Origin of the sequence: Arcticibacter pallidicorallinus, from assembly GCF_003002875.1 — a bacterium.
Lineage (GTDB): Bacteria > Bacteroidota > Bacteroidia > Sphingobacteriales > Sphingobacteriaceae > Arcticibacter > Arcticibacter pallidicorallinus.
In genome coordinates, this window is sequence record NZ_PVTH01000003.1 from 228,427 (window position 1) to 251,183 (window position 22,757).

Here is a 22,757-nt window from a genome sequence, read left to right on the forward strand (position 1 = left end):
AATCATGAATAGCATTAAGGTAATGATTGCGGGATTTGCGATGAGCGTGCTTTTGGCGTGCAACTTATCCGGACAGCAGAAGGGGACGAAGGAAGTAGAGGTAAAGTCGGATAAGGCCAAATCTATCGCGGCATTTGCTGAAGGCTGCTTCTGGTGCTCTGAGCATATCTTTGAGGAACTTGCAGGAGTAGATTCTGCGGTGTCGGGCTACGCAGGCGGACATACCAAGAACCCTACCTATGAGGAAGTATGCAGGGAAACTACCGGTCATGCCGAAACGGTACTGGTGTACTATAATCCCAAGGTGATTAGTTATGAGCAGTTGCTGGAGGCGTTTTTTACTTCCCATGACCCTACGACTCTGAACAGACAGGGACCCGATGAAGGGCCTTCCTATCGCTCGGCTATTTTTTATGTAGACGAGGAGCAGGAAAGGCTGGCTACCGAGGCGATAAAAAAATGGACTCCGAAGTTTGAGATGCCTATTGTAACGGAGGTTGCACCGCTTAAGGCTTTTTACCGGGCTGAAGAGTATCATCAGAACTATACGACCGAAAACCCCTATGATTCGTACGTAAGAGCAGTTTCCTTACCCCGCTTTGACAAGTTTCAGAGGGCCTGTAAGCTCAAAATGAAAAACTAGGCATTTTATTTTCTTACCTTTGCCTTTTAAATGGATTACGAGGTCTTCACACTGCCAAACGGCATTCGGTTATTATTTAAGCCATCAACTTCTTCTGTATCACATGCCTGCATTGTCATTAATACAGGTTCGAGAGATGAGCCTGAAGGCAAGGATGGCCTGGCACATTTCATTGAACATCTTCTGTTTAAGAAAACGGAAAAAAGAAGCACTCATCAGATTCTGAATTACCTGGAAGCGGTAGGCGGCGATTTGAATGCTTATACTACTAAGGAATATACCTGCATTCATGCCTCTATTTTAAATCCTTACCTGAGAAAAGCGCTTGACCTGTTTGAGGACCTGGTGTTTCACTCGCAGTTCCCTGTCAAGGAGATGGATAAAGAAAAGGGCGTGATTCTGGACGAGATCGCTTCTTATCAGGATCAACCTGAAGAAGCGATTCAGGACGACTTTGAAGACCTTCTTTTCTCCGGCCATGCTTTGGGGCGCAACATTCTCGGCACACCAGAATCGGTCATGGCTTTTGAGCAGCAGGATATTTTTTCCTTTCTGAAAGCGAATTACAATACAGAAGAGATCGTAATCGGTGTCAACGGAAACTATACGTCGAAAGAGATCAGCAGACTGTTTACCTCTATCTTCGACAAGATACCGGCAAACGTAAATAAGCCTGTCAGAACTGCACCAGGGTATACTCCGGTAACGCGCTCTGTGGACAAGGCAATTTCGCAGACGCATTGCGTGATCGGGAATCAGGCTTATTCCATATATGACGAAAAGAAAACAGGACTTCTTCTACTGAATAATATCCTGGGCGGAAACGGTATGAGTTCTTTGCTGAACCTGACCATCCGGGAAAAATATGGTATCGCATATACCATTGAATCCAATTTCACGCCAATGTGTGACAGCGGAATCTTCTCTATATATTTTGGTACTGATGCCGAAAAGTCTGACCGGGCACTAAAACTGGTTCATAAGCAACTCAGGCTCTTAAGGGAGAATAAGATGAGCGATATTACGCTGGACCGTGCAAAGAAGAAGATAAATGGCCAGATTGCACTGGGTGAAGATAACAGGATGGGACTTATTATCGGTATGTGTAAGAGTTTGATCGACCATGGTCGTGCAGAGTCCCTAGAGGAGATCTTCGCCAGGATAAACGCCATCACGCCTTCCTCCATTCAGGAGATAGCAAACGAGATTTTTGATCCTGCCAACATCAGCACGCTTACTTTTGTGCCGAATGAGGCTGAATAATTTATTAATTTTATAGTATGAAGTTACCAATAGTAGCATACGGTGATCCTGTTTTAAGGAAAAAAGCTGAGAACATCTCCGCTGAATACCCTGAGCTGCAAACGCTTATTTCTAACATGTTCGATACCATGTATAACGCAAGTGGTGTGGGCCTTGCTGCGCCACAGGTGGGCCTGGCTATCCGGTTGTTTGTTATAGATCTTTCAGATAAAGATGAACCTGGATATGAGAACTTTAAAAAGGTGTTTATCAATGCCACGATTCTGGAGGAGAAAGGTGTTTTATGGGATTTTAATGAAGGTTGCCTGAGCATACCGGATATCCGCGAAGATGTAAGAAGGCTGGATACCATTGTTGTTTCATACTATGATGAAAACTGGGTGCAGCATGAGGAGACATTTAATGGCATGGCTGCCCGTGTCATTCAGCATGAATACGACCATATTGAAGGAAAGTTATTTACTGATAAGCTAAGTCCTCTGAGAAGAGCCATGCTGAAAAGTAAGTTCGATGCTATTAAGAAGGGTGCTATAAAGGTAGACTATAAGATGAAGTTCCCCCTGGCTTCCAAGGGTAAGAAGAAGTAGGCTTAGTTACTCTTACTTTTGTCTCCGTTGATAATTTGCTGAATAAAGGAGCCCCAGGCAAAGGGATTTAAAAGCGGATTAGCCATCCGCTGATTTATTGCCTTGTTGGTCAAAGCAATATGATTGTTCTGGAAGTTGACGCCTCTCATTTCCTGTCCGTCTCTTGGCAGGTCACGCGCCATCGCCAGTAATGAAGATCTTGCTACATTCTTTTTAGCAATCTCCAGATCATCATCTGCGAACTTCATAGACATAAATTCTTTGGTAAATTCGTCAACACTGGCCCATGGCAGTACGGATACCATTGGCAGGTTTACTACGACAGGCTTCATTTTAACCACTACTGTATAGCTTTTTTCACCTTCCATATCGGGTATTACGAGTGCTTCGCGGCGATAACCCACAGCACTGAACAATATGGTGTCGCCCTGAGCGGCTACAAACGAGAAGTACCCCTGAAAATTTGCTGATACGGTCCTGTTGCTTTTGTTCTTATTCGTGACGGTAACATAGGGAACCACAACATTGGAGTCGACATTGTATATGATTCCTGAAAATTGCACAAGAGGCTTGTCCTGAGCTTGTGCAAAGCCAGTTACATACATCATAATCAACGCGGCGATAAATATTCTCATCAACGTAAACCTATCAATAATTGTGCTACTATTTAGTTAAAATCTGTTAAAAGCCAAAAAAGCGAAACATGTTACATGATTCGCTTTTTTGATTATGCTAGCTGTTTGTTTACTGTGCGACGTGCGGCATGACCGCGTTCGGATCGTCCATATCAGTGAGGTTCACCGCCTCTATTCCCACAATTTCAGGAACTGACCTTTTTATGGCTTGTTCAATCCCTGCTTTCATAGTCATTACGCTCATGGGACAAGATCCGCATGCACCCAGTAATCTGACTTTTACTATATTTTCAGGAGTTATTTCTTCCACCGACACATTGCCACCGTCTGCTTCCAGGTACGGCCGAATGCTATCTAACGCACTTTCCACTCTTTGCAACAAATCCATAATAATTTTTTTATAAAATTACACAATAATCTTGAATTAAACAGAAGCCGGCTTAGCGTTATGGATAGCCACCTGCTGTGCAACCCGCTCTGCCACATTCATGAAAGCAACGGACATTGGATTATTATCCTGTAAGATTACAGGCTCTCCGCCGTCGCCAGCCTCGCTGATGGACTGCACCATAGGAATTTCTCCAAGGAACGGTACATCAAACTTTTCAGCAAGAGACTTACCTCCGCCTTTTCCAAAAATATAATATTTATTCTCAGGAAGTTCGGCAGGCGTGAAATAGGACATATTTTCAACAATACCAAGAATGGGAACATTGATGGCATTCATCATGAACATACCAATTCCCTTCTTTGTATCTGCCATGGCAACTTTCTGAGGCGTGGTTACGATCACCGCTCCTGCGACCGGATAGGTCTGCGCCAATGTGATGTGTATATCGCCGGTGCCCGGAGGAAGGTCGACTACTAAATAATCCAGATCGCCCCAGTCGGCATCATTAAACAGCTGTTTAACAGCATTAGACGCCATTGGTCCTCTCCAGGGAATAGGTTGCTCCGGATCAGTAAAGAATCCAATAGACAGCAGCTTGATTCCGTATTTCTCTATAGGTTGAATACGGGTCTTGCCTTCCGGAGTTGGGATTGCCTCGGGCTTGGCATCTTCAACACCGAACATGATGGGGATGGAAGGTCCGTAGATATCCGCGTCGATTAAACCCACTTTGGCACCCTTTTTAGCCAATCCCAGCGCTATATTGGAAGATACAGTCGATTTACCGACACCACCTTTACCTGAAGCGACGACAATGATGTTGCTGATGTTGTGAAGAGGCTGGTTCTTTTGAGTAGTTACTCGGGAAGTCATCTTCACGTCGACTTTGACATCGGGGCTGATGAAATGCGCAATCGCATTGCGACAGGCATTTTCAATTAAGTCTTTAAGCGGACATGCCGGTGTAGTGAGTATAACCGTAAACGTGACGTGGTTGCCCTCTATAACTATATCTTCAATCATGTTAAGGGTTACCAGGTCCTTTTTAAGATCCGGTTCTTCAACATGGCTTAAGGCGTGCAATACCTTTTCCTTTGTAATCATACGATGAGTATTAAAAAACAAAATTAATCAAACCAGCTCGCTTAGCTGTCTGTTTCTTTATGTTTTTACAGATATTTACACTTTGGAAACTAATCTTTTGGGATTAGCGTTTTCTTTATGCGTCTAAAAATTAAATATGTCCGGATACATGCGTATTCCTACGAACTATAAAAAGTACTTAAAAATTACGGGTATTATTCTGCTGATCATACTGGTAGTGGTCGCCATTCTCGGTTCTGTTGCTTATTCAAAAAGGGAAACCTTGTTGAAGCAGATGGTTGCCAAGGCAAAGGATAAGGCAAAGAGAGACTATAATTTAAACCTCAACATCAATAATCCGAGATTTGAAGGGTTGCGAACAATTGCTTTCTCAGACATCTCGATCGTGCCGGAAGGCCGGGATAGTCTGCTCTCGGTTCGGGATCTGCATGTTGGTGTAAAACTGATGCCCTTATTATTCGGCGACATCAAGCTGCTTGGACTCCGGGTGAATGAGGCCGATATTAATCTTATTAAGCGCGATACGGTACGTAATTACGACTTCCTTTTTAGAAAGAAGAAACCGACCTCTACTGAAAAGGGCAAGGCAGATTACGCAGAGCTGGCAAATAATCTGCTTAACCAGCTTCTCTATAAGATTCCCGATGAAATGGACGTAAAAAACTTCAAGCTTACGATCATCAGGGACGAGGAAAAACTGAACTTCCATACCACTTCTGCCGTCATAGAAAGCGGTGAACTTAAGTCGACCATTCTTGTTAACGGCGACGAGTCTGTCTGGCACGTCGATGGGAATGTCGATGCTGATGATAAAAAGCTCGATATTAAGCTATATGCCGATAACAAGAAGGTAGAGCTGCCGATGCTTGAGAAAAAGCTCGGCGGGAAGATCAACTTTGATACCGTATATACCCAGCTGAAGAACACCCGGAAAAAGGGCGATGAGTTTCATATTTACGGATCCTGGGCGATCAGTAATCTGCTGATCAATCACCCCAGGATTGCGGCGAACGACATCATCGTTCCAAGTGGCTCCATCGATGCGGATGTACTGATCGGGAAAGATTTCCTTGCTATTGACAGCTCCTCGGTAATTCATCTGAAGAATATTCAGGCAAATCCTTACATCAAGTACACGATGGGTAAGAACAAATCTTACGCGCTGAAGCTGAAGACCGGCGACATGGATGCTCAGGATCTGTTCAACTCCTTTCCTATCGGTTTATTTGAGTCTCTTGAAGGCATTCAGGTGGAGGGTAAGCTTCGGTACGAAATGGCTTTCTTCCTGGATACCCGCAAGCCCGACAGTGTTCAGTTTAGCTCATCTATGAATCCTTCCGGTTTTCGGATTGTAAAATGGGGCAAGACGAACCTTGCAAAAATTAATGCTCCGTTTGTATATACACCTTATGAATACGGTAAACCGATGCGTGATATCATTGTAGGACCGCAGAATCCGGACTATACCCCGATCGATGAGATATCTCCAAATTTGCGTAACGCATTGCTGACTGCCGAAGATCCCTCCTTTTACTCTCATAATGGCTTTGTTGAGATGTCGATAAAACGGTCTATCGCTACCAACTTTAAAGAAAAAGCTTTCAAAAGGGGAGGAAGCACCATATCCATGCAGTTGGTAAAAAACGTGTTCCTGATCAGACAGAAGACGCTTGCCCGCAAAATTGAGGAAATGCTGATCGTATGGCTGATCGAGAACAACCGCGTATCGAGCAAGAAGCGGATGTTTGAAGTCTACCTGAATATTATTGAATGGGGGCGTAATGTATATGGTATCGGGGAGGCTGCACGCTATTACTTCAGCAAGCACCCGTCGGAACTGACGATAGGAGAAGGGATCTATCTTGCGAGTATAGTTCCTAAACCAAAGTCGTCGCTCTATTACTTTACGCACGACGGCGGGCTGCGAACCAGTTTACGCGGTTATTTCAAGCTTATCGGCAACCTGATGGCCCAACGTGGATATACATCACGAGATACTAACGCTTACGGATTTTATGGAGTAAGAGTGAGAGAGGCCCTGCGTCCTGCGGCTCCGGTTATTGATACGTTGGAAATTGATTCACTTTTCGAGGCAGATGACGACATGGTGGGCGAAGACCTCTTCAGAGATCTTTTTAAGATTCAGAAAGCAGACACAGTGAAGTCAGTCTCCGAAAGGACAAAAGAAATAGCCAAAGATACCTCGTTGACGCGTGCTGAGAAGAGGAGGCTAAGGCGGGATTTGAGAAGGCAGGAAAAAGAAGCAAGTAACTAATACCTGTAAAAAACGTAAAAAGCCCTGGAAGTCCATTAGAAGGTTGCGACCTTACAGACTTTCGACAGTGCAGGTGGCGCTAACAAATTGATATATAATAAAGTACTCTGATGAAAATTGAAATTGAAGACAAAGAGTTTACCTGTTTCCTGGAATATGAGCAGATAAGGAAGCGTACCCGCCTTTTAGCCATTCAGATGAATGTGGATTATGATAACAGGCTGCCCGTGGTGATCGCTGTACTGAACGGAAGCTTTTTGTTTATGGCTGACCTGATGAAGGAAGTAACCATTCCGGTTGAAGTAGCTTTTGTCAAGCTCGCCTCATATCATGGCGGAGAATCAACATCAGGTACTGTGAAAAAAATGATCGGTTTGGAGATAGACCTGAAGGGCAGAGATGTTATTATCGTCGAAGACATCGTGGATACCGGCATTACCCTTTCCTATCTTCTGGAACAGGTAAGAGAACAAGAGCCTGCATCCGTAGCCGTATGTACGCTTCTGATAAAACCAGACTCCCTACAGAAGGAATTTGATGAGATTGCGTACGTAGGTTTTGAGATTGGAAACGAATTTGTTGTAGGCTATGGTCTTGATTACAAAGGACTAGGAAGGAATTTAAAGGATATCTACCAGGCAATTGTCGTTCCGTCGGAAACTTAATAACATTTTTAGCATATTTGCGGTTAAAATTAATTTTAAATGACAATCCACAAAGAAGGCTATACATCGATAGCGCTTTCCATTTTGCTGATCTTTATAATGAACGCCGTTGCTCACTATTACTGGCCGGATCAAAGTGTGATTAAGTGGATTATCTATATTCTTTCATTTGTGATTTTTATCACGGTGCTTCAGTTTTTCAGGCATCCGACACGGAAGACCGTTCTAAACACGGAACATATCATCTGTCCTGCTGACGGAAAAGTAGTGGTTATCGAAGAAACAGAAGAGACCGAATATTTCAAGGATCGCCGTTTACAGGTCTCGATCTTCATGTCGCCGATAAATGTCCATGTTAACCGCAATCCCATTTCGGGAATTGTAAGATACTTCAAATATCATCCGGGCAAGTATCTGGTAGCGTGGGACCCAAAGTCATCTACTGATAATGAGCGTACAACCGTAGTAGTACAGCATGAAACCGGTATAGAAATACTCTTCAGGCAGATTGCCGGAGCGTTAGCCAGAAGGATTGTCTGGTATGTAAAAGAGGGCGATCAGGTTCAGCAGGGCGAGCAGTTTGGATTCATCAAGTTCGGTTCGCGAGTAGACGTTTATATGCCCCTCGGGACAGATGTAAAGGTAACTCTCGGCCAGGTTGTTACAGGCGGCGTTACCGTGCTTGCAGACGTCACGAAAGCAGTTGAAGTAACAGAAGAAGGTTAGACTTAAGTCAGACCTTTGCCGGGAGGCTATATATTCCATAAAAGAAAAAGGCTGAAAGGAATGATGCGATATCATTCCTTTCAGCCTTTTTCTTTTATGTCAGCATCTATGTCCCCTTGCATACAGTACCCTCTACAAAAGGACATAAAAAATCCCGTTCATCGGAATGAACAGGATATGAAATTTCTTTAAGCTAAGATAATTATTTGGTAACTCTCTTAGATTTGATTCTGGCAGCTTTACCAGTTAATGCACGTAGGTAGAACAATTTGGCTCTGCGAACTTTACCAACGTTGTGAACCTCTATTTTGGCAATGTTAGGTGAGTTAATTGGGAAAATACGCTCAACACCAACACCATTAGACATTTTTCTTACAGTAAAGGTCTCGTTATTTCCAACACTATTGCGCTGAAGAACAACCCCTTGATAGATCTGGATACGCTCCTTGTTTCCTTCGCGGATTTTATAGTGAACGCTTACTGTATCGCCAGATTTGAATGCAGGCACTTCTTTCCTGGCTACAGCCTGCTCTTCAACAAATTTTACTAAATCCATGATTTTATTTATTAAAACGGCATTAAACCTTAATATCCGCCCCTTTTTTCGGAGTGCAATATTAGGCATAATAATTAACATTTGAAAGAATGATTTTCAAATAATTGCAAAAAATACAAATCAATCATTCGTTGTTCAATTGAATAGTATATGACTGACGTTAAGATGTTTCACTTAACAAAGACCCTTTTTATTCCAAAAGGTCGGGACGACGCTTCATTGTACGTTCCAAAGCCTTCTCATGTCGCCAATTGTTGATCTTCGCCTGGTCGCCACTTAATAGTATCTCAGGAACACGGATACCTCTCCATTCGGCTGGTCGGGTATAAACAGGCGCATCGAGCAGCTCGCCCTGAAATGAGTCAGACAGCGCAGAAGTTTCATCAGAGAGCACTCCGGGAATAAGACGAACAATGGAATCTACCAGAACAGCCGCGGGGAGTTCACCTCCGGACAAGACGTAATCACCTATGGAGATCTCTTTCGTTACGTACAGATCGCGAATTCTTTGATCAATGCCTTTGTAATGGCCACAAAGAATTATAACGTTCTTACCAAGCGAGAGCTGATTAGCCATGGTTTGGTTCAGGGTCTCTCCGTCGGGAGTCATAAAAACGACTTCGTCATACTGGCGTTCAGCCTGCAGCTTTTCGATGCATGCTGCAAAAGGCTCAATCGACATCACCATTCCGCTTCCACCCCCGTAAGGGTAGTCATCCACATTCTTGTGCTTATTACTGGAGAAGTCTCTCAAATTGTGCACATGAATCTCGGCTATACCTTTCTTTTGAGCACGCTGCAAAATTGAATGAGCAAACGGACTATCCAATAAGCCCGGGAGTACTGATATTATATCAAATCGCATGGTTACTAAGCTAAATATACATCCAGAAGCCCATCAGGAAGCTTTACATGTAAGTTTGAATCTTCTTCATCTATAGAAACGATCATGTCATCGTTAAGAGGAAACATGATCTCTCTGAATTTATAAGAAACTACTGCGATGAACTGTTGGGGATATTCATGAACTTCAATTATCTCCCCCAGCTCTCCTAACTTCTCATCATGAGCTATATACCCTTTAAGATCCGTATAGTAGAATTCATCATCTGACCTTTCGGGTTTCTTTGCAAGGGGCAGATAGAGCTTCTTTTTGAGCAACTTCTCCGCCTTTTCAATGACATCAATGTCTTCGAAGTAGAAATAACCCGTTGAATTTGAATGAAGCTTGCAGGAGGCGGTAAAGAATGGAATTAGCTTCTTATTTATTTCGATGAACACGGAGTCAAACTCGAGATCCTCGTAATCGTCGAATTCGAAGTAAACCTGTACTTCGCCCTTAAGTCCTTTTGTTTTGGTGATATATCCGATGTAAAAGCTTTCTTCTAGCGTCATGGCCTTGAAATAAAAATGTCATTTCAACAAAGAGAATTACCTGAATCAGGGAACTCAATCTGCCAAAATGACATTTGATGGTTCTGTAAGAAAAACTATTCAGCGTTTTCAGAAGTTTCTTCTGACGCAGCTTCTTCAGAAGCTACTTCTTCGGCTACCTCTTCTGCAGGAGGAGTGTTTTTAGCAGCTATTGCAGCGGCTCTTTCTTCCTTCTTCTTCGCTTCAGCAGCTAAAGCAGCTTTTTTAGCAGCATCTTTAGTTTGATTAAAGTTCTCTTTCTTACCAAGAGCTTTATCTTCTTTACTCTGAACCCACTCGTTAAACTTAGCTTCAGCTTGTTCAGCAGTTAAAGCACCTTTCTTTACACCACCATTCAGGTGTTTCATGTAAAGGACACCTTTATCTGAAAGAAGTGTACGAACAGTGTCAGTTGGCTGAGCACCTTTGTCCATCCAGTCTAATGCTTTGTCAAAATTCAGAACGATTGTCGCTGGATTGGTGTTCGGGTTGTAAGAACCTAAACGCTCAATGAAACGACCATCTCTTGGTGCACGCGCATCTGCTACTACTACATAGTAAAAAGGCTTACCTTTTTTACCGTGTCTTTGCAATCTAATTTTAGTTGCCATTTTTTTAAATTATATTTATGTATACAACATAGTTCCCGGAGTATCCTTCTGCGGGGTCGCAAATGTACTGATATTTAGTTATAATTTAAAACATATTGTGCTGTTTTTTAGGCTGCAAAGAGGTGACAACTGACCAATATCAGCTGAATTGCGAGAATCCAGAAATAGCATTGATTACATCTTGAGTTTGATTACGTGAGACAGATATAATTGAAAATGGAAACTTCAGGACAATATAACAAAGGCATGGATCTGCGCGCATTGGAAACGCTGACAACTGTCCTGGATAATCTAAAGGATGCAGTATGGAGCTTTGATCTTGTTAAGCAACAATACATCTATACAAATCGGCAATTCAACGAAATGTACGGCGCGACCCCGGAGCAATTACGGGCCGAGCCCTTTAAATGGAGAACCACAGTACATCCGGAAGATTATGCTTTCGTCAATAGGGAGACGCAACGCCTGTATCAGGGTGAAAGTGTGGAACTGGAATTCCGGATTGTTGTAAACGGCCAGATAAGATGGGTGAGCGATCGTAAGTCGCCCGTTTTCGATTCCGGGGGCAAGCTCTTCGCTGTCGTGGGAATAAGTAGCGACATCACAGATAAGAAGCGTGCGGAACTTGTTCTGAAAGACTCCGAATACACTTATAGGTATCTTTTTCTAAACAACCCTAACCCCTTGTGGATCTATGACCTGGAGACCCTGGCCTTTATGGCTGTAAATAACGCGGCTATTTCTGAATATGGTTTTACGGAGGAAGAGTTTCTTTCTATGAACATAACTGAGATCCGGCCAGCTGAAGAAGTGCCCCGGCTCTTGTCAGCAGTCCGCAGTGTAAAAAAAACACATAGCCGCACGCAGGGTTGGAAGCACCTCACCAAAGACGGGCGGCTTATTGATGTTATCATCTCAGGCCATGGTATCATTTATAACGGCAGGAAATCGGAAATCATCATGGTCCATAACGTGACGGAAATTATGAAGGCACGCGAAGAGATGATAATTGCAAAAACCAATCTCGATGCTACGATAGATAGCATTGATAACATCATTTGGTCTATTGACCCCGATTATCGGCTTCTATCTGCCAATGCTGCGTTTAAGACAATGATCAAAGACAAGTACGATGTGGATATTGAGCTGGGAGACTCTATACTTATACCCGTTGTTAAGCCAGAAGAAGTGCAGTTATGGAAGGCCTATTTTGACAGGTCACTTTCGGGGGAGATGGTTGTATTAAATGCAAAAATATTGCATCCAACAAATACCCACGAAATAAAGATGTACCCCATTCATCATGATAACAGGATTATCGGTATAGTATGCCAAGGACGTGATGTACAGGAAGCCCTGGATAATGCAATACGCATAGAGAAGCAAAATCGTGACCTACGGCAAATCGTCGAGCTTGCTTCGCATGACATAAGGGGACCAGTGGCGTCGTTGATGGGTATAGTACCCTTATTCAACGAGTCAAACCCGGAAGATCCCTTCAATGCTGACATTATCAATCATGTGAGAACCCTTGTCCATCAGCTGGACAGGGTTCTCCATGAGATTGTTAGTAAAAGTCATTTACTTCATCAGGAAAATACGATTAAAGACCCCTCTCCACAAAGTCAATCAGAGAATGAATAACCTTTATATGGATTTCCTGAGCATGATCTGCATATTCGGACCATGGCGCCCGAATCTCGACATCGCAAAGGTCGGCCATCTGCCCGCCGTCTTTTCCAGTTAGCCCGATTACTTTCATCCCGCGGTCTTTAGCCGCGAAAATGGCTTTGAGTACGTTTTCAGAATTTCCGCTTGTACTGATAGCTAATAAAACGTCATTACGACTTCCGATCGCTTCAACCATCCGGGAAAAAACGTGAGCATACCCGTAGTCATTGGCGACACAGGATATATGTGAGGGATCAGATATAGACAGCGCTGCCAAAGCCTTTCGATCATTTCGGTAGCGACCGCTCAGCTCTTCGGCAAAATGCATGGCGTCACACATGGAGCCTCCATTGCCGCAAGACAACACTTTGCCACCAGAAGCCAGAGCTTCTGAAAGCAAGCGTCCTGCAGCCTCTATTCTCTCAAAGTTCGATTCATCTCCTAAGAAAGTACTCAGCACTGCCTGAGCTTCTAAAAAGTGTTGTTTAGCTGATCCCATGTGAGATATAGATTTAGGAGTTATAACGAAAGAATGTTCACAATCTTTAGAAGTCTTGGATCTGCTTCTGAAAGATGCTTTACTGCATTGTAAAATGGTGTATAATGAATGTTATGGTTAACAAGACCAACCATCATGTTTTTTTGCCCGTTTAGCAGCGCTTCAACAGCTGCAACGCCCAGGCGGCTAGCCAATACTCTGTCCATACAGCTTGGTCTCCCGCCACGTTGGATATGTCCGAGAATAGAAAGCCGGGTATCATAGTTGGGGAACTTCTCTTTGATTAACTCTGTAATTTCGAAGCCACCTATCTCGTCTCCCTCTGCTACAATTATGATTTTTGACGCTTTGTCTTTACGGCCACTGGCCAGTCTTTTAAATAGCTGGTCGACATCGGTACGCGACTCTGGAATAAGGATTGCTTCAGCACCGACACCGATACCACTTCTTAGGGCGATAAGGCCGGAATCTTTGCCCATAACCTCTACAATGAAGAGCCTGTCGTGAGATTCGGCGGTATCCCGGATTTTGTCTACTGCATCTATAACAGTATTGATGGCCGTATCGTATCCAATGGTAAAGTCGGTACCGATGAGGTCGTTGTCGATAGTTCCGGGCATTCCAATTACAGGAATATCAAACTCCTTACCAAATATGTTAGCTCCTGTAAAGGTACCTTCTCCACCAATCACAACAAGGGCATCGATACCGTTTTTCTTCAGATTGTCATAAGCCTTCTGTCTTCCCTCTTTAGTGTAGAAAGCATCACTTCTGGCAGTCTTAAGAATCGTTCCTCCACGTTGGATTATATTCGCTACAGATTTGCGATTCATCGGAATGAACTCTTCACCAATAAGACCTTCGAAACCTCTCATGATACCCGTAACCTGGATATCATAATAAAGCGAGGTTCTAACAACTGAGCGGATAGCCGCGTTCATTCCCGGGGAATCTCCTCCTGAGGTAAGCACCCCGATATTTTTTATTTTATTCTTATCCATGATCATTTCTAAAATTCGCCGAAAATTTTAAACTTCTTGAGGCGACGTTGAAATTTCTTACAATTATCGTTCAAATATACTTAAGCTCTTTCAATCCAAAGCACCTTACGCCGTCCGCTGTCTTAAGCTCCAGCAGGCCCGTTTCGGTTACACCGATAATTTCAGCGTCAAAACGCACTCCTTCCCGTTCAAAAACAGCAAGCGTATTTAACCGATATAGCTTTGCTCTGTACTCCTGGCGTTGCAAAACAAGACCGCCATTCTTCAACTGACTGTATCTTCTATCTATTGCGGTTAAAAGATGTGCCAGTACGTCGTTAAGCGTCCACTCCTTTTCTGCTATAAGTGCCATCGAGGTAATATTCTTGATACTGGCAGGAAAGCTGGTCTGGTTGAGATTTAGTCCGATTCCCACTATAGAATACTTCCAGTTCGTGCCCCTTATTATATTCTCAATAAGCACACCGCCGAGCTTCCGGTCATCGAAAATAATATCGTTTGGCCATTTAATCTCACATCCCGATCCAATAAAAGAACACAAAACATCGTTAATAGCTAAACTAATGGCTATATTAAGAGAAAACTGCTGCGAAATCGGCAAGAAAGACGGAGACAGGAGGATGCTGAATGTTAAATTTTGGCCTGGTTGGCTTAGCCATTTATTATCAAACTGGCCCCGGCCTGCAAATTGCTCTTCTGCCAATATAACAGTTCCTTCCGGCACTGGCTTGGAATTTGCCACTTGTTTCTTAAGATAATCATTTGTTGAATCAACGCGCTTTAATGAGACAATATTTTGACCGACAAATAATCCCGAAATTGTTTTATTTTGCAAAGCGTTAATTGACTAATTTTAGCCAAACATAATTTTTTTTAATGATAAAAAACCAAGGACGTAATGAATCCGCTTACATTTCTGAATTAGCCATATTTGGGATTCAGGAAAAAAAAGGAAACGAGATTGTAAGGCTGGATTTAAGAAATATTCACAGTTCTGTGGCAGATTATTTCGTTATCTGCCATGCGGAATCCAGCACTCAGGTTCGAGCGATCACCAGAAGCATTGAAGAAGAAATTTACAAGGCCACAGGCGAGTGGCCTGCCCGAGTAGAAGGTCTTGAATTTGCGGAATGGATCCTTCTTGACTATGTTGATGTCGTAATTCATGTCTTTAAAACCGATAAACGCGAGTATTACGGCATTGAAGATCTGTGGGGAGACGCTGAAACGGTGCACTATCAGAGTGCATAAAATAAGTTTAATAAAATACTGATAATGAAAGACGTAAATACCGAAAATAAAAAAGGGTTTATCAAGAAAACAGGAAAGAAAATGGTTCCCAAGCCCCCACGGTTTAATATCATGTGGGTTTATGCGGGAATTATTCTGCTCCTTTTTGTAGTGCAATGGTTTTTCAATAACCAGACGATAAAGAAAATCACCTATCAGCAATTCGAAACTGAGTATCTGCGGACAAGAGACGTAGAAAAGATTGTTGCATATAAGAGCAACGATTTGGTTGTTGCTGAGGTGTATATCAAAAAAGACAGATTAAAGGATCCTAAATACAAGGATGTTCGTACGGAGGATAACCTGAACATGGGTAATGCTGCAGGTCCGCAATTTCAGTTTACCGATGGATCTTTTGATGGGCTCGAGGCGAAAATCAAAGAGGCCGAGAAAGACTTGCCTGCAAACCAGCGTACACCTGTAACTTTCGACACTCGCGAAAACTTCTGGGCAAGCTGGTTCATGTCGATAATCCTTCCTGTGCTACTACTAATTGGATTCTGGGTGTTCATCATGCGCAGAATGGGTGGTGGAGCCGGCGGCGGCGCAGGAGGTCAGATCTTCAACATCGGAAAGTCGAAGGCTACCTTGTTTGACAAGGAGGCTCAGGTCTCTGTTACGTTCAATGATGTAGCGGGACTTGAAGAAGCCAAACTTGAGGTTATGGAGATTGTAGACTTTCTTAAGAATCCTAAAAAATACACCAACCTTGGAGGAAAGATTCCAAAAGGAGCACTGCTAGTTGGTTCGCCGGGTACAGGAAAAACCCTATTAGCCAAAGCGGTTGCCGGCGAGGCGCAGGTGCCTTTCTTTTCACTTTCAGGATCTGACTTTGTCGAGATGTTTGTTGGTGTTGGAGCTTCGAGGGTCAGAGATTTATTTAAGCAGGCGAAAGATAAGGCTCCCTGCATAATATTCATCGATGAGATTGATGCTATCGGACGTGCCAGAGGCAAAAATAATATCGTAGGAGGAAACGATGAGCGTGAAAACACGCTTAATCAGCTGTTAGTCGAAATGGACGGATTTGGTACTGATTCTGGTATCATTATACTTGCAGCAACGAACAGGCCGGACGTTCTGGACTCTGCATTACTGCGACCGGGACGCTTTGACAGACAAATTTCGATCGATAAACCAGATTTAGTTGGTCGCGAGCAAATATTTAAGGTGCACCTTCAGCCGATCAAACTTGCTGAGGAGGTTGACCCTAAAAAATTATCTGCGCAAACCCCCGGTTTTGCTGGTGCAGAGATTGCCAACGTGTGTAACGAGGCTGCTTTGATCGCTGCCCGTCGGAACAAGGAAGCGGTGGATATGCATGATTTTCAGGATGCAATTGACCGGGTTATTGGCGGACTGGAGAAGAAAAATAAAATTATATCTCCGGAAGAGAAAAAGATCGTTGCTTACCATGAAGCAGGTCACGCGATTGCAGGTTGGTTCCTGGAACATGCTGATCCTCTGGTGAAAGTATCAATTGTTCCACGTGGAGTAGCTGCACTGGGATATGCACAGTACCTTCCGAAAGAGCAATTTCTCTATACTACGGAGCAGCTTACAGATGGCATGTGCATGACTCTAGGCGGCCGTGTTGCTGAAGATATCGTTTTCGGTAAGATTTCTACAGGAGCTCAGAATGACCTCGAACGTATTACCAACCTGGCGTACGGAATGGTGTCTGTATATGGGATGAATGAGAAAGTTGGGAACATCTCTTTTAACCAACAGGATCAATTCACGAAACCTTATTCTGAAACAACGGGTGAACTAATCGACTCTGAGGTACGTCTTTTAATAAAGTCAGCTTACGATCGTACGAAGACTCTGTTAACCGAGAAACGTGAGGGTCTGGAAAAACTTGCTGCGAAGCTTCTTGAAAAAGAGATTTTGTTTCAAAGTGACCTGGAAGAAATTCTGGGAAAAAGGCCTTTTAACCACCGAACTACGTACGATGAGTTTGTAAACGGGGATGATGACACAGGCAATCAGAAACTGGCGGCAGAGAACCTGCATCCTGAGCCTTTTGGAGACTCCACAGAACCTCTTAACAAAAACGAATCAAACAATTAAATATTAAAGCTCCGATAAACGGAGCTTTTTTTTTCAAAAGGATAATGCATATCTTCGGTTTTGCTGATTCCAGTACGGAAAAGAATGAAAGAGACTACCTCTAAAGAAAAAATGCTCAAGAAAATACGGAAGGCCTTGCTTGAAAAGCGAGACAATCCGCACCCTAATCTTGAAGAAGCCCCATTATATGAAGATTATACCGGCTACCTTGACGTTCTCTTTGCAGAGCAATTGAGCCTTGTAGCTGGTAAATTTATCTTTTGTGAAGATGAAATGCAGTTTGTCGAAAACCTGCTGCTTCTGGCGGACGAGAAGGGCTGGCGCAAAATATATTGCTGGGAGCAACCGCTTCAGGAGCTTCTTACGCACTTCGAATTTCCTTTTTACAGTACAGACACAGATTTCATGGATGCAGAGGTTGGAATTACTTTGTGTGAGTCGCTGATCGCTAGAAACGGGAGCGTTCTGGTGTCTAACGGGGGTACTGCGGGAAGACGGCTAAGCATTTATCCGCATTGCCATATTGTAGTGGCCTATACTTCTCAACTGGTATTGGATCTTAAAGATGGCTTTAAACAGCTGAAGAGCAAATATGACACCAATATTCCCTCAATGGTATCGACAATTACCGGTCCGAGCAGAACGGCTGATATCGAAAAAACGCTTGTTTTAGGCGCTCATGGCCCAAAGGAGTTCATTGTTTTTTTACTTGAAGGTTAAGCTTTTTAATTTTATCGACTATACAAGAAATGCGGGTTGAGTCCGCATTTCTTGTATAGTCGATAATTTTCTTTGCTATCTAAGCTTAAGCAACGCTTCCTTAATCCGTGGAAGCATCTCCTGTATATCACTTAAAGAACAAGCGCCGATTGAAGATCTGAACCAGTTTACAGAGCTATCTGCACCAAAAGCTGAAAAGGGCACGAAAGCGGCTTTTGCTTCTTTTATTAAATAGAAGTTGACATCCTCACTGTTTCTCAATACCTGCCCGTCTGAAGTCGTCTTACCGACGTAGTCGATCTTAATGGTCAGATAGATGGCTCCCATTGGCTCAATAACATCAACATCGAGGCCTTCATCCTTGAACTTCTTGAAGCCGTAGTAAATCGCATCAAGACTATCCTGAATCTTCCTTTTGAATGTTGTAAGATAAGTTTCCACAGCTGCTGAATCCTGAAGAAACGCAGCCATAGCAAACTGTTCCGCCTTTGGCGCCCAGGCCCCCATGTGCATCACGAGCGTCTTCATTTTCTCAATAATCAGCTCAGGACCAAATCCCCACCCGACACGCACTCCCGTTGAGGCAAAGCATTTCGAAGCTCCATCAATGTAAACCACAAAGTCTTTGATAGAAGGTCGTAGCGAGACGGGATCATAGTGTGTATGCTCTCCGAACGTTAGCATGGCGTATATCTGATCATAGATTACATATAACGGCTTTTCAGACTCGCCACGACGATTATTTTCTTCGAGAACCAGGTCGCATATTTCTTCCAGGTCTTTCTTCGAGAACATGGTTCCTGTCGGGTTCAACGGTGAACATAGTGCTATCAGGCTAGCATCCTTGATATGCGGACGAAGATCATTTGCTGTCGGCATAAAATTATTTTCAGGACTTGTTGTGATAGGAACACCTTTAGCCCCCGTTAGCGAACAGTAATGATCGTTGTTCCACGAAGGAGCTGCATAGATCACTGTATCACCAGGATCAATAAGCGCAAGATATGCTGCATATATCAAAGGACGTGATCCGCAGGATATCAAAATTTCGCTTGTATTGAAATTTAAGCCATAAGCATCAGCCAGATAATTACTCACTCCCTGTCGCAGAGGAAGGATACCGTCAGCAGGTGGATAATTGGTCTGATGGTCATCGTAAGCCTGCTTAATACTGTTTTTCAGGGCATCTGGAATGGGGAAAAGAGCCGGATCAAAATCGCCAATCGTAAGGTTCGCGATCTTCTGTCCCTGTTTCTTTAATTCGTTAATTTCTCCTGCGATCTTAATTATTTCAGAGCCTTTTAACTTCTGTGCTAAACGTGATACACTCATTTTCTTTTATATGGTTAAGATACCAACGCCTCAACAGCGTCTTCGACCTTTTTAAAGTTAAAATTATCAACCACTAATTTATAGGCGTCGGTGATTTGGGCGTTGCAAAGATTACCGATACTTCCTTCATGCACATGTTTTACTGACGCCGGTGCTTTAAAGTTTCCACTTTCAATCTCCATTCCAACCTTCTTATAAGCTTCTCTGAAAGGCAATCCATTAAGCACCTCTTCATTCACTGCTTCCACGCTGAACAGATATGCATACTTAGGATCATCCAATATATCGGCTTTAATAGAAATATGCTTAAGCATGTATGTGGTCATTTCCAGACATTCGTTTAGCGAAGTAAAGGCCGGAAAAAGGCTTTCTTTCAAAAGCTGCAGATCCCTGTGGTAGCCGGAGGGAAGATTTGTGGTCATCAATGCGACCTCGTTAGGCAAGGCTTGTATCTTGTTGCAACGCGAACGGATCAATTCGAATACATCCGGATTCTTTTTATGCGGCATGATACTTGAGCCCGTGGTCAGCTCATCAGGAAACTTAATAAATCCGAAGTTCTGATTGATGAACAAACATGCATCCATAGCCAGCTTGGCCAAAGTAGCAGCAACGGACGACATGGCCTGAGCCAGGATACGCTCGGTTTTACCTCTTCCCATCTGCGCATAGACCACATTGTAGTTCATAGAATCAAATCCGAGGAGCTCGGTTGTCATCGTGCGGTTCAACGGAAAAGATGAGCCATAACCGGCGGCAGACCCGAGCGGGTTCTTATTACACACCTTCCAGGCTGCGAGCATAAGCTCCATATCATCCACCAGGCTTTCGGCATAAGCTCCAAACCACAGTCCGAAAGATGAGGGCATAGCAATCTGAAGATGCGTGTAACCGGGAAGAAGTTTGTCTTTGTGTTCTTCGCTGAGATCTATCAGCAAGTCAAACAGAGAGGTCGCATTTCCTACGAGGTTCTTTATCTCAGACCGGAAAAAGAGCTTCAGGTCAACAAGCACCTGATCGTTTCTTGAGCGCCCGCTATGTATTTTCTTCCCTGCTTCGCCTATTCGTTTGGTCAGCAGAAGCTCCACTTGTGAATGCACATCCTCAACACCTTCTTCAATCTTGAACTGGCCTTGACGAATTTCCTGATAAATAGACTTTAATTCCGCCTGGACCGCTTCGAGATCTTTCGGGTCCATAAGTCCGATACTTGCAAGCATACGCGTATGCGCAAGTGAGCCTAACACATCGGCTTCGGCAAGGAACTGATCTAATTCACGATCTCTTCCCACAGTAAATTGTTCGACCGAACCTGATACTTCTTTATCTTTTTGCCAAAGCTTCATTTGGTAGTTATTTTATTCAGTAATGTGATGTAAATCGTTATTGCTTCTTCTATCTCTTTAACGTAAATAAACTCGTCTGCCATGTGTGATCGTCCCGAAAACCCTGGTCCCATCTTCAAAGACGGGATATTAAGGAGCGCCTGGTCGCTCGTCGTGGGAGATCCGTATGTATTTCGGCCCATTTCAATACCTGCTAACACGATAGGGTGATCCTTGGCAATAGAGGAGGGCTTTAGACGCATTGAGCGGGGGCGGACTTCGCTTGACACGTGCTCTTTGATTATTTGCAGTACTTCTTCCATCTTGTAGGCATCAGTCAGGCGCACGTCTACAGTGTAATTGCAGGTAGAAGGTACGACGTTGTGCTGAGATCCTGCGTTAATTATAGTGACTGACATTTTAATCGGTCCGAACACCTCGGATTCGCGGGAGAATCTGTATGTACTGAACCACTCAATATCCTTTATAGCCTTATATATTGCGTTATCACCCTCATCACGAGCCGCATGTCCCGCTACCCCCGTTGCGACGCAATCAAGCACCATAAGTCCTTTTTCAGCTATGGCAAGCTGCATTTCAGTAGGTTCGCCTACGATAGCAAACTCAAGTGTTCCTAATTCAGGGAGGATGAGTTCAATACCATTTTGTCCGGAAATCTCTTCTTCCGCGGTAGCTGCAAGACAGAGGTTGTATGGAAGATCGGTCTTCAGGTAAAAGTATCGAAAAGCAGCAATTAGTGACACCAAGGCACCACCGGCATCGTTACTTCCCAGACCATAAAGCTTACCGTCTTCCATATCTGCAGCAAATGGATCTCTCGTATAACCGGGATTTGGTTTTACGGTATCATGGTGCGAGTTAAGAAGGATGGTAGGCTTGGACGCATCAAAATATGCGTTATAAGCCCAGATATTATTAGCTTTTTCGTGAAAGACGATCTGATGCGTCTCAAAAAAAGATTTCAGTAAGGCTGCCGTCTTATCTTCCTCCCGACTTAGCGAAGGTGTCTTGATCAGTTCCTTCAGCAACTTTATACTATCGTCCGCAAGATGATCGATCATTTACTTTTCTTCTGTGTATAATCCACCTGCCTTCAGCGCAGAAAGCTTTATTCCCTTAATCAGCGACGAGCTAAAACCATGATACTCCATTTCGTTTAGTCCGGCGATGGTACAGCCTTTAGGTGATGTAACTTTATCGATTTCACTCTCTGGGTGACTTTCATGAATCAGGAGCAAATCTGCCGCACCTTTTGCTGTCTGAACAGCCATCTTTAATGCATCCTCCGCATGAAAACCTATCTCCACTCCACCTTGCGAGGCGGCACGGATAGCCCTTAAAAAGAATGCTATTCCGCATGCACAAAGTGCCGTTGCCGATGTCATCAGCTCTTCGTTAATGACGACTACAGAACCCACCGTCTCAAACATTCCCTTTACTAAATCCACATTTTCGGTTGTAGCGTTCTCCGAGGCGATACAGGTCATAGACTGACCAATTGAAATAGCTGTATTCGGCATGGCACGTATTACCTGTACGTCTTCGCCGAGCTTAGCTTTAATGTCATTGCAGGAAACGCCGGAGATCACTGAGATCACGGTATGTTTCTTCGCATCGATAACCGGCTTGATTTCGTTAAGTAGCCCGTTCAGTTGCTGGGGAAGTACAGCTAATATGATAATTGAAGCACTTGAAACGGCTTCCATATTATTGGCTGATACCTGGTATCCGAGCGCTGCCTGTTCGGAAAGGCCAGAGACATTCCGTCGGGTCAATATGATAGACGAGGCGGTTTGGTAACTCGACTTTACTAATCCGTAGGCTAACGATAGCCCTATATTGCCGCTTCCGAGGATAGCGATATTACCGATTAAACTTTTCATCAATATGGATATAATGGCGAAAGATACACGACACATGAAGCATGTGTATGGACTGCAATCACCTGTTTTAACT

General features: G+C 43.6%; 24 protein-coding genes. 10 read left to right on the forward strand and 14 right to left on the reverse strand.

What is annotated here, in order from left to right; genetic code table 11:
- Positions 1 to 4 precede the first annotated feature (4 nt).
- Genes msrA through def form a run of 3 tightly spaced genes read left to right on the forward strand, consistent with a single transcriptional unit; the run spans position 5 to position 2,493 of the window.
- Positions 5 to 643: a peptide-methionine (S)-S-oxide reductase MsrA gene (msrA, locus tag B0I27_RS05930; protein ID WP_106292305.1), complete on the forward strand. Its 639-nt coding sequence runs from the start codon at positions 5 to 7 to the stop codon at positions 641 to 643.
- 30 nt (positions 644 to 673) lie between these two features.
- Complete coding sequence (locus B0I27_RS05935; protein ID WP_106292306.1) at positions 674 to 1,906, forward strand: M16 family metallopeptidase; 1,233 nt, start codon at positions 674 to 676, stop codon at positions 1,904 to 1,906.
- A gap of 17 nt (positions 1,907 to 1,923) precedes the next feature.
- Positions 1,924 to 2,493 (forward strand): peptide deformylase, encoded by a 570-nt coding sequence (gene def / locus B0I27_RS05940; protein ID WP_106292307.1) that lies wholly within the window; start codon positions 1,924 to 1,926, stop codon positions 2,491 to 2,493.
- Positions 2,494 to 2,495: 2 nt separating this feature from the next.
- On the opposite strand, the gene B0I27_RS05945 is transcribed toward def, so the two are convergent.
- The 3 genes from B0I27_RS05945 to B0I27_RS05955 form a co-directional block, all read right to left on the reverse strand.
- Entirely contained in the window at positions 2,496 to 3,128 is a 633-nt protein-coding gene (locus tag B0I27_RS05945; RefSeq protein ID WP_106292308.1) for a peptidase associated/transthyretin-like domain-containing protein, read from the reverse strand.
- A gap of 109 nt (positions 3,129 to 3,237) precedes the next feature.
- Complete coding sequence (locus tag B0I27_RS05950) at positions 3,238 to 3,516, reverse strand: NifU family protein (protein WP_106292309.1); 279 nt, start codon at positions 3,514 to 3,516, stop codon at positions 3,238 to 3,240.
- Positions 3,517 to 3,552: 36 nt separating this feature from the next.
- Positions 3,553 to 4,623: an Mrp/NBP35 family ATP-binding protein gene (locus B0I27_RS05955; protein ID WP_106292310.1), complete on the reverse strand. Its 1,071-nt coding sequence runs from the start codon at positions 4,621 to 4,623 to the stop codon at positions 3,553 to 3,555.
- A 136-nt stretch (positions 4,624 to 4,759) separates the two neighbouring features.
- Here B0I27_RS05955 and B0I27_RS05960 point away from each other — a divergent pair, with 136 nt between their 5' ends.
- The 3 genes from B0I27_RS05960 to B0I27_RS05970 all read left to right on the forward strand — a co-directional run bounded on the left by B0I27_RS05960 (position 4,760) and on the right by B0I27_RS05970 (position 8,289).
- Positions 4,760 to 6,898, forward strand: coding sequence for a biosynthetic peptidoglycan transglycosylase (locus B0I27_RS05960; protein WP_106292311.1), 2,139 nt, complete (start codon positions 4,760 to 4,762; stop codon positions 6,896 to 6,898).
- Positions 6,899 to 7,008: 110 nt separating this feature from the next.
- Positions 7,009 to 7,563 (forward strand): hypoxanthine phosphoribosyltransferase, encoded by a 555-nt coding sequence (gene hpt / locus B0I27_RS05965; RefSeq protein ID WP_106292312.1) that lies wholly within the window; start codon positions 7,009 to 7,011, stop codon positions 7,561 to 7,563.
- Positions 7,564 to 7,602: 39 nt separating this feature from the next.
- Positions 7,603 to 8,289: a phosphatidylserine decarboxylase family protein gene (locus B0I27_RS05970; protein ID WP_106292313.1), complete on the forward strand. Its 687-nt coding sequence runs from the start codon at positions 7,603 to 7,605 to the stop codon at positions 8,287 to 8,289.
- 202 nt (positions 8,290 to 8,491) lie between these two features.
- Here B0I27_RS05970 and rplS read toward each other — a convergent pair whose 3' ends face one another.
- The 4 genes from rplS to B0I27_RS05990 form a co-directional block, all read right to left on the reverse strand.
- On the reverse strand, positions 8,492 to 8,845 hold the full coding sequence (rplS, locus tag B0I27_RS05975) for a 50S ribosomal protein L19 (RefSeq protein WP_106292572.1): 354 nt from the start codon (positions 8,843 to 8,845) through the stop codon (positions 8,492 to 8,494).
- Positions 8,846 to 9,035: 190 nt separating this feature from the next.
- Positions 9,036 to 9,710 (reverse strand): tRNA (guanosine(37)-N1)-methyltransferase TrmD, encoded by a 675-nt coding sequence (gene trmD / locus B0I27_RS05980; RefSeq protein WP_106292314.1) that lies wholly within the window; start codon positions 9,708 to 9,710, stop codon positions 9,036 to 9,038.
- A gap of 5 nt (positions 9,711 to 9,715) precedes the next feature.
- On the reverse strand, positions 9,716 to 10,240 hold the full coding sequence (gene rimM / locus B0I27_RS05985; protein ID WP_106292315.1) for a ribosome maturation factor RimM: 525 nt from the start codon (positions 10,238 to 10,240) through the stop codon (positions 9,716 to 9,718).
- Between the two features lie 95 nt (positions 10,241 to 10,335).
- On the reverse strand, positions 10,336 to 10,869 hold the full coding sequence (locus B0I27_RS05990) for a 30S ribosomal protein S16 (protein ID WP_106292316.1): 534 nt from the start codon (positions 10,867 to 10,869) through the stop codon (positions 10,336 to 10,338).
- Between the two features lie 216 nt (positions 10,870 to 11,085).
- Here B0I27_RS05990 and B0I27_RS05995 point away from each other — a divergent pair, with 216 nt between their 5' ends.
- Entirely contained in the window at positions 11,086 to 12,513 is a 1,428-nt protein-coding gene (locus B0I27_RS05995; RefSeq protein WP_106292317.1) for a PAS domain-containing protein, read from the forward strand.
- Here the strand turns inward: B0I27_RS05995 and lpcA are convergent.
- From lpcA to B0I27_RS06010, 3 genes are all read right to left on the reverse strand, one after another.
- Positions 12,473 to 13,039, reverse strand: coding sequence for a D-sedoheptulose 7-phosphate isomerase (gene lpcA, locus B0I27_RS06000; RefSeq protein ID WP_106292318.1), 567 nt, complete (start codon positions 13,037 to 13,039; stop codon positions 12,473 to 12,475). The genes B0I27_RS05995 and lpcA overlap by 41 nt on opposite strands.
- Positions 13,040 to 13,059: 20 nt before the next feature.
- Entirely contained in the window at positions 13,060 to 14,040 is a 981-nt protein-coding gene (pfkA, locus tag B0I27_RS06005) for a 6-phosphofructokinase (protein WP_425428127.1), read from the reverse strand.
- Positions 14,041 to 14,110: 70 nt separating this feature from the next.
- The gene (locus tag B0I27_RS06010) at positions 14,111 to 14,875 is read right to left on the reverse strand and encodes a biotin--[acetyl-CoA-carboxylase] ligase (protein ID WP_106292320.1); all 765 of its coding nucleotides are present in this window, start codon (positions 14,873 to 14,875) and stop codon (positions 14,111 to 14,113) included.
- A 41-nt stretch (positions 14,876 to 14,916) separates the two neighbouring features.
- On the opposite strand from B0I27_RS06010, the gene rsfS reads away from it, so the two are divergent.
- From rsfS to B0I27_RS06025, 3 genes are all read left to right on the forward strand, one after another.
- The gene (rsfS, locus tag B0I27_RS06015) at positions 14,917 to 15,291 is read left to right on the forward strand and encodes a ribosome silencing factor (protein WP_106292321.1); all 375 of its coding nucleotides are present in this window, start codon (positions 14,917 to 14,919) and stop codon (positions 15,289 to 15,291) included.
- A 24-nt stretch (positions 15,292 to 15,315) separates the two neighbouring features.
- Entirely contained in the window at positions 15,316 to 17,403 is a 2,088-nt protein-coding gene (gene ftsH / locus B0I27_RS06020) for an ATP-dependent zinc metalloprotease FtsH (RefSeq protein WP_106292322.1), read from the forward strand.
- Between the two features lie 84 nt (positions 17,404 to 17,487).
- Positions 17,488 to 18,123: a LutC/YkgG family protein gene (locus B0I27_RS06025; RefSeq protein WP_106292323.1), complete on the forward strand. Its 636-nt coding sequence runs from the start codon at positions 17,488 to 17,490 to the stop codon at positions 18,121 to 18,123.
- 75 nt (positions 18,124 to 18,198) lie between these two features.
- Here B0I27_RS06025 and B0I27_RS06030 read toward each other — a convergent pair whose 3' ends face one another.
- From B0I27_RS06030 to proC, 4 genes are read right to left on the reverse strand one after another with little or no spacing between them, the layout of a single operon-like run.
- Positions 18,199 to 19,455 (reverse strand): pyridoxal phosphate-dependent aminotransferase, encoded by a 1,257-nt coding sequence (locus B0I27_RS06030; protein WP_106292324.1) that lies wholly within the window; start codon positions 19,453 to 19,455, stop codon positions 18,199 to 18,201.
- 14 nt (positions 19,456 to 19,469) lie between these two features.
- Positions 19,470 to 20,801, reverse strand: a complete 1,332-nt coding sequence (gene argH, locus B0I27_RS06035) for an argininosuccinate lyase (protein WP_106292325.1) — start codon at positions 20,799 to 20,801, stop codon at positions 19,470 to 19,472.
- Positions 20,798 to 21,862, reverse strand: coding sequence for a M20 family metallo-hydrolase (locus B0I27_RS06040; RefSeq protein WP_106292326.1), 1,065 nt, complete (start codon positions 21,860 to 21,862; stop codon positions 20,798 to 20,800). Before B0I27_RS06040 ends, argH begins: the two co-directional genes overlap by 4 nt.
- Positions 21,863 to 22,684 (reverse strand): pyrroline-5-carboxylate reductase, encoded by an 822-nt coding sequence (proC, locus tag B0I27_RS06045; protein WP_181276696.1) that lies wholly within the window; start codon positions 22,682 to 22,684, stop codon positions 21,863 to 21,865.
- Positions 22,685 to 22,757: the final 73 nt, after the last annotated feature.